Here is a 16,926-nt window from a genome sequence, read left to right on the forward strand (position 1 = left end):
CGCCCGGTTTTTTATGTTCGCCTACCAGGTTCGGTTGGTTCGGCGCTGCAAGGTGGCATGTCCTAGCTCAGTGCCTCTATGCCTGGCAGGGTGCCGAGTTCCAGAAGCTCGAGGCTGGCCCCCCCGCCGGTGGACACATGGCTAAACTTATCGGCCATGCCCAGTTTGTTGGCTGCCGCCACCGAGTCGCCTCCACCAATCACGGTAAAGGCACCCTCGAGGCGGGCGATGGCCTCGCCCACGGCCAGGGTGCCCTTGGCAAAGTCGTCTATCTCAAAGACCCCCATGGGGCCGTTCCAGAGCACCGTCTTTGCACCTTGCAGCGCTGCGGCAAAGGCTTTGGCGCTCTCGGGCCCAATATCCAGCCCCATCCAGCCGTCCTCGATGGCGTTCGCGGGCATGATTCGGGTGGGCACCCCGGCCTCGATTTTTTGCGCCGCCACCACATCGGTAGGCAGCAGCAACTGAACCCCCAGGTCGGAAGCCCTTTTGAGCAGGTCACGGGCCAGATCCAGCTTGTCGTCTTCCACCAGGCTCTTGCCCACCTGCCCCCCCTGGGCCTTGATAAAGGTGAAGGCCATAGCCCCGCCAATCACCATTCCGGTCACCTTGGGCAGCAGGTTCTCGATCACCCCGATCTTGTCCGAGACCTTGGCCCCGCCCAGCACCACCCAGTAGGGCTTTTCGGGGTTGTGCAGCACCTTACCGATGCTGCTGACCTCTTTTTCCATCAGAAAGCCCGCATAGCTGGGCAAAAACCGGGCCACCCCGGTCACCGAGGCATGGGCCCGGTGGGCCGAACCAAAAGCATCGAGTACAAAGGCATCGCCAAGCCGGGCAAACTTCTTCGCCAGCGCTTCGTCGTTCTTTTCCTCGCCGGGCTCGAAGCGCACGTTGTCCAGCAAAATGACCGAGCCAGGGGCTGCGGCCTGGACACGCTCTAAGGTGGCCTCGCTGGCCGGGGTCAGCTCCGGCGAGCCCCCGATGAAGATCACAGGCCGGCCCAGGTGCTTTTCCAGAACCGGGGCCACAGGGGCCAGGCTGCTGGCCTCCTCGTAGCCGCCCTTGGGACGCCCAAGGTGCGAGAACAACACCAGCGTAGCCCCCTGATCCAACAGGTGTTTTAGCGTGGGGATGGCCGCCGCCACCCGGGTCTCGTCCTTGACCTTCCCATCCTTGATGGGCACGTTGAAGTCTACCCGCACCAGCACGCGTTTACCGCGGGCGTTGAAGTCTCTGAGTGTTCGCATGGTTGGCCTCCCAGGCAAATGCCCCCTCCCACCGGGAGAGGGGTTGGGGTGGGGCCAAGGTGAAACGGCTCACCCCGTGCGCCCCCTCCAAAGGTGCGAGCTTATAGCTTTTTACCGATGTACTGGGCCAGGTCGGCCACGCGGCAGCTATAGCCCCACTCGTTGTCGTACCAGCTCACCACCTTGACCAGGTTGCCCACCACCAGGGTGTCCAGGGCGCTGAAGATGGAGGAGTGGGGGTCGCCCTTGAGATCGCTGCTCACCAGGGGCTCCTCGGTGTAGGCCAGGATGCCCTTCATGGGGCCTTCGGCGGCCGCTTTCATGGCGGCGTTGATCTCTTCCTTGCTGGCTTCCCTGCTCAGGATGGCGGTGAAGTCCACCACCGAGACAGTGCTGGTCGGAACGCGGAAGGCCATCCCGCCAAACTTGCCCTTGAGCTCGGGGATCACCAACCCCACCGCCTTGGCCGCGCCGGTCTCGCTGGGCACGATGTTGAGGGCCGCCGCCCGGGCATCGCGGGGGTCGTCCTTGACGGCGTCTACCAGGCTCTGGCTGGCGGTGTAGGCGTGCACGGTGGTCAGGAGGCCCCTCTCGATACCGAAGTGGTCGTTGAGCACCTTGGCCACCGGGGCCAGGCCGTTGGTGGTGCAGCTGGCGTTGGAGATGACGTGGTGCTTGGCCGGGTCGTACATATGCTCGTTCACGCCCATCACCACCGTGAGCATATCGCCCTTGCCCGGTGCGCTGATGATGACCTTTTTGGCCCCCGCCTTGAGGTGGGCTTCGGCGGCCTCGAGCTTGGTAAAGCGCCCGGTAGACTCGATGACGATATCGGCCCCAATCTCACCCCAGGGGATGTTGGCCGGATCCTTCTCTTCGTATACCCGGATGGTCTTGCCGTTGACGGTAATGTTTTTCTCGTCGTAGCTGACAGTGCCCGGGAAACGGCCGTAGTTGGAGTCATACTTGAATAGATGGGCCAGGATGGCGTTGTCCGAAAGGTCGTTGATGCCGACCACTTCCACCCCGCGTTCCTGTAAAATCCGGAACACCTGACGGCCAATGCGTCCGAAACCGTTGATGCCTATTTTCATGTGATCCTCCTGTTGGGATTAAACGCTGGATAGCCTCCGCGTTCCGCAGGACACTATAACGCCTCCATCCCAGAACGCCTAGACGCAAGGATACCCTTTGCGCGCTGCATGCGACGAAAAATCCAGCAACACTGCCTTTCGCTGAGGTTTGTGGGGCCGACGGCTCTGCTACAGGCCAATGTAGCTCAGGTACCACTGCACAAGGGCGGTTCCGTAGAAGAACGCGACCAGTCCGCCAATAGCCAGGTACGGCCCGAAGGGAATTTGATTGTCGCCGCCATACCTTCGCATGACCAGGCCGATGACAGCGCCAGCAAAAACAGCGATAAAAACGGCCACCAGCAGGTTGGCGAAGCCCAGCCAGACCCCTAGAAATCCGGCCAGCACCACATCGCCGTAGCCCATTACGGTCACGTATCCTTCCGGTTTTTCTTCGCTGGATGGAGGCTCCACCTTGTCGGATGGGTTGCGGAGCCACCAGTACAACATGCCGGCCAGGGCCATGCCCCCTGCGCTGACCAGCAAACCCCGAAGGCTCTCCAGAGGGGAAAGATCCAGCGCCCAGGCAGCAAGTGGGGCCAGGGCCGCGAGGCCAAGGGTCAGGCTGTCGTGCAGCGCCCATACCTTACCCGTGCGGGCGTTGAGTGAGGCATTCAAGAGGCCCACCAGGATACCCAGGCTGCCCAGCCAAAGGCCTCCCATCGTGCCGAACATCCCACCCCAGGCCCCGAGCATGGCAGCTAGGTGCACCAGGTGCACGCCGAATGGGCCTTCGCGGGGGGCATCCTTGAAACGGTTGTACAGCCACCCACCATAGCCGGCGAACAACGCGACCAGCCCGGCGCCCATCAAACCGCCTTCCAGGGCCGTCTGGAAGCTATGTGGGAAACCCAGCGCACCCGCCCCCAGCAGGCCCAGGAAGAACCCGGTGAAATTGAGGGAATTGGGCAGGGTTTTGGTGTCGATGTCAATAAATGACAGTGCGATTAGCAGGGCGATGAAGGCCCATATAAAGACCAGATCGGGGAAAACGGGGTGCAAAATTGCGGATAGGCTAAACAGGGCTGCTGTCAGGGCTTCTACCAGCGGGTAACGCACCGAGATGGCAGCCTTACAGTTTCTGCACCGGCCACCCTGCAGAACCCAGGAGGCAATTGGCACCAGCTCGGCTGGGGAAAGGGTGTGCTCACAATGGGGGCAGCGCGATCGCGGCCAGACCACCGAAAGACCAGCCGGAAGGCGATAAATGACCACGTTCAAAAAAGAGCCAATCAGGCTGCCCAGTATAAACGCTAAAGCGGCCAGCGCAGGTAGAGGAAAGACATCCACCCTGTTATTGTAGGCTCTGAGCGCCGGGCTGCTTGTGATGACAGTGTGAACCTGGCTGGCCCGGTTTTCGCCTGTGTTTGGCTGGGGGGGTGGCCCGGCGATGCCAGGGTTGGCAGTGAGATTTGTTTGGTGGAGCTTTTGTTGGTGTTGAATGGCTGCTAGGAGGTGTTGGGTTCTTGCAGTTGCTTACCAGTCCTTTGCTAGAGGTGCCCCATGGCTTCACCACCCGCCAGGGTGGTGTGTCGCCAGCCCCGTTCGACAGCCTCAACCTGGGTCTGTCCACGGCAGATCATCCAGGGCATGTGCTGGAAAACCGGCGCAGGGTGCTGGCGGCTTTCGGGAACCCGCCGGTGGTAGCCCTAAGTCAAGTTCATGGCAACCGGGTGCATGTGGTTGAGACGGCTGGGGAGTGGGAAGGGGACGGGGTGTTGACCGCCACCCCCGGACTGTTGCTGCGGGTTACTGTGGCCGACTGCTACCCCATCCTGCTCCACGATCCTGTTAGGCGTGTGGTGGGGGCGTTGCACGCAGGCTGGCGGGGGGTGGTTTCGGGTATTTTGCCGCGGGCCCTGGAACTGATGCAGTCCCGGTATGGCTCGAGCCCCGAGAACATTCGACTGGCGGTGGGCCCTGGCATCAGCGGCCCCAACTTCCAGGTGGGCCCGGAGGTGCTGGAGCAGTTTGAGCGGGTGGGCCTGGCTTTTGCTTGGCCCGATCCAAAGCATCCAGGCAGATACCGGCTCGACCTCGAGCGGGCCATCCACGCCCAGGCCCTGCAAGGTGGGATTGACCCCCGGCATTACTGGGCGTTGGGACGCTGCACCTATGCCGATACGGCCTTCTTTTCGCACCGCAGGGATCGGGGTCAGACCGGCCGTATGTGGGCTGTCATAATGCTGCCCAACCATTAGCCCTGTTCTTCCTTATAGAAGTTTTCGTTACACTGGAATGGTGCTCAAGCCAAGGGCCCAGCTTAACTCGGTGACCGAAGTGACCCCCGCCTGGCTTCAGGAGCGGGGCTTGCGGGCAGTGCTGCTCGACCTGGACAACACCTTGGTGCCCTATAGAACCTATGGCGAGGTTCCCGAGGCCTTGCAGGCCTGGCTACAGACCCAGAAGCAAGCGGGTATCCCGGTGATGCTGGTTTCCAACGCCACTTCCCGGCGGGTGCGCTATTGGTGCGAGAAGCTGGGAATTCCGGGCTTTGGGCTGGCAGGTAAACCCTGGTTTGGTTTTCGTGAGGCCCTGCGGCGGCTGGGTCTACGCCCTGAAGAGGTGGCGGTGGTTGGCGATCAGCTCTTTACCGACGTGCTGGGGGGCAACCTGGTGGGGATGTATACCGTGCTGGTACCGCCGCTGGCCCAGCAGGAACTGGGATACACCCGCCTGGTACGGAGGCTCGAGCGCTGGATACTGCGCAATGCCAACCGCCAACCGCCAACGAGGGCCCAAGAGGAATTTGACCCAAAAGATTTGGCGCCAAACCCCAGAATAAGCAAAGACTAGGAGGAAGCCGCGTGATGCCCTGTAGCTATACAACCATCGCCTTGTTCACTGGCTCGTTGGTTTTGGGTATCCGTTGCGTGGTGCAGGAGGACTGGTTGAATGGCTAACGTCTTAACGATTGGAGACAAACGGCTGGGGGCCGCCCTGTTGGACATGGGGCTGCTGGGCGATGAGGAACTGCAGCGAGCCCTCGAGCAGCACCGTGAGGTGGGGGGTAACCTCTCAGAGATTATCGTCGAATTGGGCTTGCTTTCTGAGCGGCGCATCGCCCAGGCCATTGAGCAAGCTTTTGGTATCCCGCTGGTGGAGTTGGCCGAAATGGAAATTTCACCCGAGGCCAAGTCGCTCATTCCAGCAGAGCGGGCGCGTGACCTGGGTGCCATTCCCTTTAGCGTGGAGGGGGGTACCCTGCGGGTGGCCCTGCTCAACCCGCTGGACAACCTGGTGCTCGAGGAGCTTGAAGATCTCACCAATCAAATCATTGAGCCCTACCTGGCCACCCAGTCCTCTTTTCGCTACGCCCTGGCAGTGCACTACCCCGAGCTGGGCCTGCCGGTGCCCCCGCCGCCCTCGGCTGCCTCGCCGGGCGAGATGCAACTGGGTGAAATCCTGGTCAGCAAAGGCTGGCTGAGCCGGGAGGATCTCGAGGCTGCTTTAGTCGAGCAGGAGAAGACCGGTGAGCTACTAGGTCGGCTGCTTGTCAACAAATTCGGCCTGGCTGAGGAGCGGCTCTACCAGGCCCTGGCCGAACAGGCCGGCATCGAGTTTAGAGCAGAACTGGACGACCTCGAGCTGCAACCCGAGGTCTCGGCCTTTTTGTTGCGCCCCGATGCGCTGCGCTACCATGCCATACCAGCCCGTCAGGATGGGCAGCAGGTGCTGGTGGTGCTGGCCGATCCGCGCCACCGACACACCGTGGCCCGGTTGATTGAACACCCTACCAAGTTCATCCTCACCCTGCCCAAGGTTTGGGAAACCCTGTTTAGCAAGGCCTACCCTGAAAAAAGCCGCCTGGGGGAAGCGCTGGTGCAGGAAGGCAAGCTGGGGCGCGCTGCTTTGCAGGATGCGCTTTCGGTGCAGCGCCGCATGGGAAAAACCCGGCCTCTGGGTGAGGTTTTGGTGGAGCTGGGCTACGTGAGTGCCCAGGATGTGGAAGAAGCCCTGGCGAAACAGCGGCAGGGTGGGGGTCGCCTCGAGGATACCCTGGTGCAGTCGGGCAAAATCAAGCCGGAGATGCTGGCCAAGAGCCTGGCTACCCAGCTTGGCTACCCCTACATCGACCCCACCGACTTCCCCCCCGACCCTTCGGTGCTCACCATGGTGCCCGAGTCCACCGTGCGGCGCTACACCATCTTCCCGCACCACCTCGAGGGCAACACCCTGGTGGTCTTGATGAAAGACCCCCGCAACATCCTGGCTATCGACGACCTGCGCATGATCACCAAGCGCGATGTGATGCCGGCGGTCTCGGCGGAAGCGGCCATCACCAAGCTCATCGAGCGGTTCTATGGCAGCACCACCGGGGTGGAGGAGCTGGCCCGCGAGTTCGAGGGCAAGAAGAAAGAGGAGGAGTCCACCGATACCAGCGCCCTCGACGATAACGCGGTGGTCAAGCTGGTCAACAGCATTATTCGCGAGGCTTTCTTGCAGGATGCTTCGGACATCCACATCGAGCCCCGCCAGTCGGATATCCTGGTGCGCATCCGAATCGACGGCACCCTGCGGGAGTACATGCGTTTGCCCAAGGGGGCCGGGCCGGCGATTGCCTCGAGGATCAAGATTATGGCCAACCTGGACATCGCCGAGCGGCGCTTGCCCCAGGACGGCCGGGTGCGCTACCGCGACCGTTCCATTGACCTGGATCTGCGCCTTTCCACCCTGCCCACCGTATACGGCGAAAAAATTGTAATGCGCCTGCTGCGCAAGGCCGCCGATATTCCCGAAATTGAGCAGCTCGGATTTGCGCCGGACGTGTTTCAACGCTTCGAAGACGTGATTTCCAAGCCGTATGGCATCTTCCTGATTACCGGGCCTACGGGCTCGGGTAAGTCCTTCACCACCTTCAGCATCCTGAAGCGCATCGCCACCCCCGATAAAAACACCACCACCATCGAAGACCCGGTGGAGTACGAGATTCCCGGGATTAACCAAACCCAGGTGAACCCGGTGGCGGGCTTGACCTTCGCCAAGGCCCTGCGGAGCTTTCTGCGGCAAGACCCCGATATCATTATGGTGGGTGAGATCCGCGACTCTGAAACGGCCAAAATTGCCACCGAGGCGGCCCTGACCGGCCACCTGGTGATCGCCACCCTGCACACCAACGACGCCGCAGGGGCCGTTACCCGCCTGGATGAGATGGGGGTGGAGCTTTTCAACATCTCGGCGGCCCTGGTGGGGGTGCTGGCCCAGCGCTTGGTGCGGAAGATCTGCGAGCACTGCAAAATTCAGATCGAGCCCGACCCAACCGTGCTGCGCCGACTGGATCTGTCTAAAGAGGATCTGCGCGGCAAAACCCTCTACAAAGGTACGGGGTGTGATAAGTGCAACGGCACAGGTTATAAGGGCCGCACCGCCATCCACGAGCTAATGGTGCTCGACGATGAGATCCGGCGGGCGATTGTGGAGGGGCAGTCGGCCACCCAGATTAAGGAGATCGCCCGTAGGGGTGGTATGAAAACCCTGCGCGAGGACGGTATTCAAAAAGCCTTCCTGGGGCTGACCACCCTGGAAGAAGTAATGGCCCGTACCAATGAGTAGTGCAGGTGGTTGTAGAGGGCGCTACCAAGGGTTTTTTCTGGAAGGGTTTGAGGGCGCTGCGCTCGAGCCAACCCCAGATGGGGCGCAAAGGGGTAGAATCGCTATGCTATGAGCTGGCTCGATTACCTGAAACAACACCAAGCGGCTCACCTCGAAGACTTCCGTGCCTTTTTGGCCATCCCCAGCATCTCGGCCCAGCCTGCCCGACAGGCCGATGTGCGGCGGGCTGCTGAGTGGCTGGCCGGGCGGTTTCGTCAGGCTGGCTTTGCTGCCGAGGTGTGTTCTACCGCCGGGCATCCGGTGGTGCTGGCCGAGTACTGCCCCTACCCCGACCGGCCTACGGTGCTTTTCTACGGCCATTACGACGTGCAGCCCGCCGACAACCCCGAGCGCTGGAACTCCCCGCCTTTTGAACCCACCGTGGTGGACGGGCGCATTGTGGCCCGCGGGGCCTCGGATATGAAGGGGCAGGTGATGGCCTTTCTGCTGGCCGCCGAGGCCCTCATCGCTACTGGAAACCTCAATCTTAACGTGAAGGCCCTCATCGAGGGGGAGGAGGAGATCAGCAGCCCCAGCCTGCCTGCATTTATCGAGCAGAATCGGGAGCGGTTGCGCTGTGACATGATCATCAACGGAGACAGCGGCCAGCTTTCCGAGACCACCCCGCTCCTAAGCCTGGGGGCGCGGGGCATATGCGGCCTCGAGTTCGACCTGATTGGCCCCAGCCACGACCTGCACTCGGGTTCCTGGGGCGGCCAGGTGCAAAACCCCCTGCACGCGATGGCCGAACTGATCGCCTCGTTGCACAATCCCGATGGCAGCGTGGCGGTCGAGGGCTTTTATGACGATGTAGAACCCCTGAGCCCCGAGCTCCGCGAGTGGTACAAGCAGATTCCCTGGAACGAAGCGGAGATGAAGCAGAAACTGGGGGTGCCTGAGTTTTATGGCGAGGCGGGCTACACCCCCTGGGAGCGCATCACCGGACGCCCCACCCTCGAGGTCAACGGGATGTGGGGTGGCTACATGGGGCCGGGGGGCATGACGGTAATTCCGTCCACCGCGCATGCCAAAATCACCTGCCGCCTGGTGCCTCACCAAGACCCCGATAAGATCGTGGCCCTGATCAGGTCGCACCTGGAGGCCCACCTGCCCAAAGGCGTGCGTCTGGAGGTGCGGGTCAAGGAGTCGGGGGCCCCGGCGTTTCGCATGCGGGCCGACCACCCGGTGGCCCAGGTGGCCCGGGAAGTCCTCACCGAGCTGTATGGGGTGCCGCCGGTGGAGACCATGTTTGGTGGCTCGGTGCCCATCCTGAGTACGCTCAAGCAGCAGCTAGGCCACGACCCGGTTAGCTTTGGTTTTGGTCTCGAGGATGAGCTGATTCACTCCCCCAATGAGTTTTTCAGGCTCTCGAGCTTCGAAAAGGGCAAGCAGGGTTATGCCCGCCTGCTCGTGCGGCTGGCTTCTTAAACCAGATGCGGTTGGTTCGGCGCTGGAAGGCGGCGCACCAACCCAACCGAAGTTATCCGCTTAGCGGAGGGCGATACCACCCCTTGGAAGGGAGTGCTCTAGGATTCAAAAAGATAGCCTCTGAATGCTTTTTGTTTGAAGATTATCCGCTATTAGCCCTTGCCGGCCCGCTGTCAGAGAGTCGCTCCAAACAGGCTGGCTGTGTTGGGGACTGGCAGCCCACTAAAGAATTGCTCAACGCCAAAGTTAATTTTGGCTGAATGGGTTCTCACGACGCTTGATCCCAGTATCCTACGCTGGGGGTGGAGGAGGCCATACATGAAGCGAATCATCTCAACGACCCTCGGACTCTTGCTAGCCGGCTCGGCCCTGGCCGCACCCGAACTGAGCCCGCAGGGCATCATCGTCAACCCGGTGCCCACCGACCTACAGGTGCGGGTCTGGGTTAACAAAGACCCCAGCAAAACCGGCAACCCGGTCTACCAGATTGGCGAACGCATCCAGGTCTCGGTGCAGGTTAACCAGGACGCCCACGTCTACATCTTTAGCGTCAAGTCTACCGGCGAAATCGGTCTGATTCTGCCCAACGCCTTTGACCAGAACAACTTCCTGCGGGCCGGTGAAACCCGCACCTTCCCGCCCGCTACCGGTGCGCGCTACGCGCTCGAGGTGGCCGGCCCCGAAGGGCAGGATCGGGTGCTGGCCGTAGCCAGCCGCCAGCCCCTGTCCCTGGCCCAGATCGCCGACATTCAGACCGGGCGGGTAAACCTGCAGGGTGCGGACAACCTGGCCCGGGCCCTCTCGATTGTGGTAACCCCGCTGCCCCAGCAGGACTGGGTTTCCAACGTGGCGTTTTTTATCGTGGGGCGGGCGGCCGTAACCCCTGTCCAGCCCGTGCAACCGGCCACCGGCACCCTTAGTGTGAACTCGAGCCCCGCGGGGGCCCAGGTGTTGGTGGAAGGCCGGGTGGTGGGCAGCACCCCCCTCAACCTGGTGCTGCGTCCGGGGCGGGTGGATATCGAGCTGCGCTTAGGGGGCTACCAGAACTTTCGCACCACAGCCCAGATCCGGCCCGGCGAGACCACGGCGGTCAACGCCAACCTGGTGCCGGTGGTACAGAACGGGCTGCTGCAAATTAACTCCAACCCCCCGGGGGCCCAGGTGCTGCTGAATGGCCGGGTGGTGGGGAACACCCCCCTCAACCTGACCGTACCGCCGGGCCGCTACGACCTCGAGCTGCGCCTGGGCGGCTACCAGAGCTTCCGGGCCAGCCTGAGCGTGGGCAGCGGCCAGACCGTGCCGGTGAATGCAACCCTGCAGGCCCTGCGCGGGGCGCTCGAGGTTTACACCAATGTGGAGGCCCGTATCTTCCTGGATGGCCGCGAGGTGGGCCAGACCCGGGGGGGCTTCCTGCGCCTGGATGAGCTCGAGGGCGGTAGTGTCCAGGTGGTGGCGCTGGCCCCAGGTTACCGTGCAGCGCTTAGGGATGTTCGGGTTGAAGCCGGACGTACACAACAGGTGCGCCTCGAGCTGCCGCGGGCTCGATAGTCAAAACCCACCAGCAGTCCTCCCCTCGCAGCGCAGGGGAGGATTTTCTGCTGGGATCCTAATACCAGAGGTGGTTGGTTTGGCGCCAGAGGCGGTGCACTGGCCCAACCAAAGGGAGTAGAAAAGCATTTCGGTGCTAGCGTTTGGGCTTGTAACACCAACAACCCACAATGGGCAGTGCAGCATGCACTGCCCATTTAGCAAGCCTGTATTTTGGTACTACTTGGCCTTCTCGTAGAGCTTCTTGGCGATCTCGTAAAGCTCCGCGGGGTGGAACTCGGGGGCAAACTCCGCCGCGTCGTGGCCGGCGTCAAACACGGGGCCGCCCTGGGGAGGCCCATCCACCACCACCACTTCGCTCCCATCTTCGGGGGAGGCACCCCGCCAGATCAGGCCGAGGTCTTTGTAGTCCTCGGGGCTAAAGCGGTAGAGGTTGCGGTGGAAGCCCTGCTCCATGAACTTCTTGGCCTCGGGGAACTGGCTGTTGTCAATGCGGGGGATGGGCAGGAGCTTGGTCATCTCCACCCCGGTGAGGGTCTCCAGGGCCTTGCCGTAGGCGGCGGCGTGCACCCCACCCCGCACCAACAGGTAGCCGATCATCTCCCGGGCCACGGGGTTATCCGTCATCTCGTAGACCCGGAGCTTGTGGGTGCGGGCGGCCACCTCCAGGAAGAAGTTGTGCAGGAGATCCAGGATGAGGTTGCCGCTGGTGAAGACGTACTCCCCGTGCCAGTGCTCCCCCATGGCCCCCATGACCAGGCTGTTGCTCCCACCGGCGATGAAGTGGGCGGCGTTGCGGGCGTCCTTGGCAAAGCCCAGGGGTGCACTGACCGGATTCACCCCCTCTTCCTGGTTCTTCCCGGGGTTCTTGGCTAGAAGGGCATTGATGGTGGCGGCCACCAGCTCGATGTGCCCCAGCTCCTCCGTGGCGATGTTGGCGATGAGGTCGTAGTAGGGCTTCAGGGCTTGCTTCCCCCGGAAGTTGAAGGACTGGTACATGTAGTTCATCAGGGTGGACATCTCCCCGAACCGCCCACCCAGAAGAGCTTGTACGGCGCTGGCCGCATTGGGGTCTTGCTCCTTGGGGGCGGGAAGTTCAATCTGCAACCGGTCGATCCTCAGGAACATCCTTGTCACCTCCTTGCCGGAGATTTGCTCCGGACGGTTTTAGGGTAGGATGCCAGGAAAAATAAGTCCAATAGATTATGGGCTGTGCTATTATAAATTGGATTTATGAATCTGGATCAGCTCCGCTATCTGGTGGCCCTGGACGAGGAGCGTCACTTTACCCGGGCGGCCGAGCGGGTTTTCCTTACCCAGCCGGCTTTGAGCATTCAGATTAAACGCCTGGAGGAGGAGCTTGGGGTGGTGCTTTTCCACCGGAAAAAGCGCCCCTTGGAGCCCACCGAGGTGGGCGAGCAGGTTATTGTCCAGGCCCGCAAGGTGCTGGAAGAGGTGGAGCGCCTCAAGGCCCTGGCCCGGGGGGAGGAGGGGTTCTTTCAGGGGCCTTTTCGGCTGGGGGTCATCCCGACGCTGGCCCCTTATCTTCTGCCGCGGCTCCTACCCCGGCTGCGAGCACGCTTCCCCAGCCTCGAGCTCTCCGTTCGGGAAGAACCAACCCCCAGCATCCTGCAGGGGCTGGTGGAAGGTCGCCTGGACGCAGGCCTTATTGCCACCGAAGAGGAGGCGCCAGGCCTCGAGGTGCACCCCCTCTTTCGGGAGGCCTTTCTGGCCTATGTCTCCCCAGAGCACCCCCTTTATGCCCGAACGACCATCCATCCCCTTGAAATTCCCCTGGAAGACACCTGGGTTCTGGCTGAAGGACACTGTTTTCGGGAACAGGTGCTGGCTGCCTGCAGGCCAGGCCAGGGTTCGAAAGGCGTGGAGTTCCAGAGCGGAGACCTGGAAACCCTCATCCGACTGGTAGAGGAGGTAGGGGGGCTTACCCTCCTGCCGGAGGTGGCCCTATGGACCCTGCCCAAGGCCAAGAGAACCCATCTGCGCCCCCTAAGCCCCCCTGGAGCCGGGCGCACAGTCTACTTAATTTTGCGCCAGGGAGCCCTCAGGCGAGCTGTGGCCCTGAGGCTGGGTGAGGAGGGCAAGGCGCTGGCCCTGGCCTTGCAGCGGAGTGAGCACGGGGAACAACTGCTGGCTGAGGGCTAGAGAACCTCCAGGATGGCAAACTTCAGATACTGGGTCTCGGGCACGTTGAGCAACACCGGGTGATCCCAGCCCTGACCGCGCTTTTCTACCACCCGCACAGCGCGGTGGGCATCGGCGGCAGCCTCAGCGAGCATCTGATAAAAGAGGGCTTCGCTCAGGTGGTGGCTGCACGAGGCGGTAGCTAGGATGCCCCCGCTGGGCAAGAGCTTCATGGCCCGCAGGTTAATCTCTTTGTAAGCAGCGTAGGCCCGCTCTATGTCGCGTTTGCTCTTGGCGAAAGCCGGGGGGTCGAGCACAATCAGGTCGTACCGGGCTTTACGCCGCTCCTCTTCGCGCAGAAACTCAAACGCGTTGGCCTCTCGGAAGGTGATGTTGGCCAGGCCGTTGGCCCGGGCGTTCTCGGCGGCTCTTTGCAGGGCGGCTGCCGAACTATCCACCGCTGTAACCTGTTTGAAGCTTTGAGCGAGGTGGAGGGCAAAGGAGCCGTGGTAACTAAACACGTCCAGGGCGCTTTCCCCCCTAAAGGTTTTTAGGCGGATGCGGTTGTCGCGCTGGTCAATGAAGGCCCCGGTTTTCTGGCCTTCCATCAGGTCAACGCGGTACACGATGCCGCCTTCCTGCACCATAACCGCGCTGGGCACCTGGCCTAGCAGGGGCTTGACCTCCAGGGGCAGGCCCTCGAGGCTGCGGGTTTTCTGGTCGTTTTTGGCTAGCAGACTTTGCAGGGGTAGCTCATCCTGCAGCACTTCTACCAGGGCGGGGGTCAGCGGCTCGAGGGCGGCCGAGCCTATCTGCAAGACCCCATGACCGGCGTAATAATCGAGCACCAGTGCCGGCAGGAGGTCGCCTTCGGCGTGCACCAGCCGGAAAGCCCCCTGGGGTTCTTGGGCGATGGCCTCTTTACGCCGCTGCAGGGCTTTACGCAGGTTTTCAAGCAAGGCCCCCTGGGGATCTTTGGCTGCGCCGAAGTGAAAAACTCGCACACTGATCTCCGAGGCTGGGTTGTACAGTGCCCAGCCCAACACCCTGGGGCCAGCCTGCACCGGGTAGAGGCCGGGCTGTTGGGGCCCTTCCAGCACATCGCTTCGATATACCCAAGGGTGACGGGACAGCAGCCGGGCTGCGCCTCTGGCATTCACGCGGACACTCATCCCGTGAGTCTATCGCTTTTTGCTGCCGTATCAATCGCTCTATGCTTTTTGCCCTCGCGGCACCTTAATGTGTGCTTCTATGCCGTGTGTTCTTCAAGCCAACTAGTGTATGCTATCTCGCGTTGACACGAATCCTGAGAAACCGCTATGATTCTTGGGGTTCATCTTTGAGCAAGTTTTCACTTGCTCGCTTTTTCGATGTGCCGAGCAAAGCGATGGCGACCAGAAAGGAGGGAACGTGGCTGGATCAGGACTCATAAAAAGCCTAGCGGAGCGCGAGCAGGCCCTAGCCAAGCAGCTCGAAGAGGCCAAGCGGGCCGCCGCTGCCAAAGTCCAGGAAGCCGAAGCCAAGGCCGCCCAGATTTTGGCCGAGGCCGAGCAGGCTGCACGGGACTTGGAGGCGCAGTACCGCGCCCGCACCACCGAAGCCGTGGCTAAAGTTGAGAGCGAAGCCAAGGCCAGGGCCGAAGCGGAGGCAAAGGCCATTGGTGAAGCGGCCGCAGCAAAGGTGGCCGAGGCGGTTCAGGCGGTACTGAAGGAGGTACTGCCTTGATCGCTCCTATGGAGAAGTTGATTGTGGCTGGCCCTAAGCGGCTGGCCCGGGAGCTTTTGGCCGAGCTGCAAAAGGCTGGGGTGGTGCACATCGACCCCCTGCGCCCGGATGAGCTGGGCGAGTATCGTCTATCCCCAACCGAAGAAGCCGAACTCAAGCGCTGGGAGGCGGTGGTTTCGCAAGCCGAACAGTCGCTGACGGTGGTTGGTCTGGCGACGGTGCCCAGCAGCAAACCGTTTACGGGCTCCCTCGAGGAGGCCGAGGCTGTGCTGCGTCCGGTGGCCAGCCGGGCCGAGGTGCTGGGCAAAGAGCGGGCGGCCCTGGAGGAGGAAATCCAGACCATCGAGCTGTTCGGCAAGGCCGCCGAAAAGCTGGCCGCGCTGGCGCATGGGCTCGACGAGAGCCCCCGCCTGGGGGTCATTCCCTTCCTGGTAGCCAAGCCCGAGGAGCTCGAGGCCGTGCGCAAGGCCCTGCAAGAGACCCTGGCCGATCGCTTTGTGCTCGAGGCCGAGCCCCTGGAGAACCAGCTGGCCGCCGTGGTGGTGGTCAGGCGGGGCGAGCTCGAGGCCGCGCGCTCGAGCCTTTCCCGCCTGGGTTTGGCCGAGCTGCGCTTTCCGGGGGCTTACGGAGCCATGTCCCTTGGGAAGGCAGCGGCCCGCATGAAGGAACGGGCCAAGCTGGCCCCCGAAGAGCTGGTGGGGATCCGCGAGGAGGTCGCCAAGCTTTCACGGGAGTCTGGGGAAGCCCTCATAGCCCTGTGGACCCGGGCCAAAGACGAAGTGGCCCGCTACAAAGCTGTTGCTGATATGGCTGCTGGGAAGTATGGGGCTGCCCTGATGGGCTGGGTGCCCCAAAAGGCCAAGGGAAAGGTAGAAGAAGCCCTGGGCCGTCTGCGCGACCAGATTGTCTACACCTTTGAACCCGTAGACGAGCACCACGAGGGCCACCAGGTGCCGGTAACCCTGGAAAACCCGTCCTGGGCCAAGCCCTTCGAGCTGATGCACGGCTTCCTCAACACCCCAGCTTATGGCAGCCACGATCCCACCGTGATGATCGCTATCTTCTTCCCGCTTTTCTTCGGGATTGTGGTGGGTGATATCGGCATTGGGCTGCTGTTCTTACTGGTCGCCCTGTGGCTGGCCGGGAAATCCCGTCGAGGGGAGACCCTGCGCATCGATTTTCTAGGGGCCGCTTTTGGGCCGGATGTGCTGGGCAAACTGGCCACCATTGGTAAATGGATGGCGGGCTGGGCAATCTTCTGGGGGTTTTTGTACGGGGAGTTCTTCGGCACCTTTCTGGAGAAGTTGCGGCTGCCGGGCATTTTTGGTCTCAAAGACGGCTGGCGGGTGTTTTATCCAACCGGCCCCAGCTTCGATCCCGACACCTACTATGGGCTAATTCCCATCATCATCAACCGCCTGGATTTTGCCCAAACCGCCAATGGGCTGATGGTCTTTGCTATCCTGTTTGGGGTATTTCAGGTTCTCTATGCCTTCTTCCTGCGAATGCGCCTGGGCCTCAAACATGGGCACATGAAGCATTTCTGGGAAGGCTTTGGCTATTTCTCGGGCCTGGTGGGTCTGGTGGCCTTTGCCTACAACTTCCTCACCCAGGCCAACATCCCCATCCTCAACATCATCTTTGGGGTGGGCATCATTTTATTTTTCGTCGGGGTAGCCCTCTCGCGTGAGGTGCTGATGATCGCTGAGCTGCCGGGTAAAGGTGGGCAGATTCTTAGCTATATCCGTTTGTACGCCGTGGGTGTGGCGGGGGGTGTGCTGGCCAGCCTGGCCAACCAGGTGGGTTTTGGCCTGGCGGAGCGCTTTGGCTTTATTGGCGGGGTGTTGGGATTTTTGGTGGGCTTGCTGCTAATCCTGGCGATTATCGTCATCACCACCCTGGGCCACGTGATCCAGCCCATCCGTCTCTTGTGGATCGAGTTTTCCACCAACTTTGGCTTTTTCGAGGAAACCGGGAGGCCGTACAGGCCCTTTCGCTCGGTCAGGTCAGATTAAAATGCCTGGGTGCGCCCTTATGATGTAAGGGTGCCCTTTCGTCGCCAGGCGACACAAAGTCTCATCCAGTCTAGTTCACTAACGTGCTGTAGC

Annotated in this window: 13 protein-coding genes; 8 read left to right on the top strand and 5 right to left on the bottom strand. The window is 61.8% G+C overall.

The genetic code is table 11. The features are described from left to right. Positions 1-62: 62 nt before the first annotated feature. The 3 genes from MTAI_RS03545 to MTAI_RS03555 all read right to left on the bottom strand — a co-directional run bounded on the left by MTAI_RS03545 (position 63) and on the right by MTAI_RS03555 (position 3,673). Positions 63-1,250, bottom strand: coding sequence for a phosphoglycerate kinase (locus tag MTAI_RS03545; protein WP_043983062.1), 1,188 nt, complete (start codon positions 1,248-1,250; stop codon positions 63-65). 101 nt (positions 1,251-1,351) lie between these two features. Beyond that, entirely contained in the window at positions 1,352-2,344 is a 993-nt protein-coding gene (gene gap, locus MTAI_RS03550; RefSeq protein WP_043983065.1) for a type I glyceraldehyde-3-phosphate dehydrogenase, read from the bottom strand. A gap of 168 nt (positions 2,345-2,512) precedes the next feature. Further along, positions 2,513-3,673: a prepilin peptidase gene (locus MTAI_RS03555; protein ID WP_187388591.1), complete on the bottom strand. Its 1,161-nt coding sequence runs from the start codon at positions 3,671-3,673 to the stop codon at positions 2,513-2,515. A 176-nt stretch (positions 3,674-3,849) separates the two neighbouring features. Between MTAI_RS03555 and pgeF the strand changes: the two genes are divergently transcribed. The 5 genes from pgeF to MTAI_RS03580 all read left to right on the top strand — a co-directional run bounded on the left by pgeF (position 3,850) and on the right by MTAI_RS03580 (position 10,951). Next, positions 3,850-4,584 carry a peptidoglycan editing factor PgeF gene (pgeF, locus tag MTAI_RS03560; protein WP_013013231.1) on the top strand — a complete coding sequence of 245 codons (735 nt, stop codon included), beginning with the start codon at positions 3,850-3,852 and terminating at the stop codon, positions 4,582-4,584. Positions 4,585-4,621: 37 nt separating this feature from the next. Continuing rightward, on the top strand, positions 4,622-5,179 hold the full coding sequence (locus tag MTAI_RS03565) for a YqeG family HAD IIIA-type phosphatase (protein ID WP_187388592.1): 558 nt from the start codon (positions 4,622-4,624) through the stop codon (positions 5,177-5,179). 99 nt (positions 5,180-5,278) lie between these two features. Beyond that, entirely contained in the window at positions 5,279-7,936 is a 2,658-nt protein-coding gene (locus MTAI_RS03570) for an ATPase, T2SS/T4P/T4SS family (protein WP_043983074.1), read from the top strand. Positions 7,937-8,044: 108 nt separating this feature from the next. Then, positions 8,045-9,403, top strand: a complete 1,359-nt coding sequence (locus MTAI_RS03575) for a dipeptidase (RefSeq protein ID WP_043983076.1) — start codon at positions 8,045-8,047, stop codon at positions 9,401-9,403. A 318-nt stretch (positions 9,404-9,721) separates the two neighbouring features. After that, positions 9,722-10,951: a PEGA domain-containing protein gene (locus MTAI_RS03580; RefSeq protein ID WP_043983078.1), complete on the top strand. Its 1,230-nt coding sequence runs from the start codon at positions 9,722-9,724 to the stop codon at positions 10,949-10,951. A 219-nt stretch (positions 10,952-11,170) separates the two neighbouring features. Here the strand turns inward: MTAI_RS03580 and MTAI_RS03585 are convergent, their stop codons facing one another. Continuing rightward, a complete protein-coding gene (locus MTAI_RS03585; RefSeq protein ID WP_027887222.1) occupies positions 11,171-12,079 on the bottom strand; it encodes a manganese catalase family protein in 909 nt (302 codons plus the stop codon). 105 nt (positions 12,080-12,184) lie between these two features. Here MTAI_RS03585 and MTAI_RS03590 point away from each other — a divergent pair, with 105 nt between their 5' ends. Next, a complete protein-coding gene (locus MTAI_RS03590) occupies positions 12,185-13,114 on the top strand; it encodes a hydrogen peroxide-inducible genes activator (RefSeq protein ID WP_027887221.1) in 930 nt (309 codons plus the stop codon). On the opposite strand, the gene MTAI_RS03595 is transcribed toward MTAI_RS03590, so the two are convergent. Continuing rightward, positions 13,111-14,265 (bottom strand): 23S rRNA (cytosine(1962)-C(5))-methyltransferase, encoded by a 1,155-nt coding sequence (locus tag MTAI_RS03595; protein WP_027887220.1) that lies wholly within the window; start codon positions 14,263-14,265, stop codon positions 13,111-13,113. The genes MTAI_RS03590 and MTAI_RS03595 overlap by 4 nt on opposite strands. A gap of 238 nt (positions 14,266-14,503) precedes the next feature. Between MTAI_RS03595 and MTAI_RS03600 the strand changes: the two genes are divergently transcribed. Both MTAI_RS03600 and MTAI_RS03605 read left to right on the top strand, forming a co-directional pair. Next, positions 14,504-14,818: a V-type ATPase subunit subunit G family protein gene (locus tag MTAI_RS03600; protein WP_013013239.1), complete on the top strand. Its 315-nt coding sequence runs from the start codon at positions 14,504-14,506 to the stop codon at positions 14,816-14,818. An 8-nt stretch (positions 14,819-14,826) separates the two neighbouring features. Then, entirely contained in the window at positions 14,827-16,833 is a 2,007-nt protein-coding gene (locus tag MTAI_RS03605; protein WP_081698361.1) for a V-type ATP synthase subunit I, read from the top strand. Positions 16,834-16,926 lie beyond the last annotated feature (93 nt).

Source organism: Meiothermus taiwanensis WR-220 (assembly GCF_003568585.1).
Taxonomy (GTDB): domain Bacteria; phylum Deinococcota; class Deinococci; order Deinococcales; family Thermaceae; genus Meiothermus; species Meiothermus taiwanensis.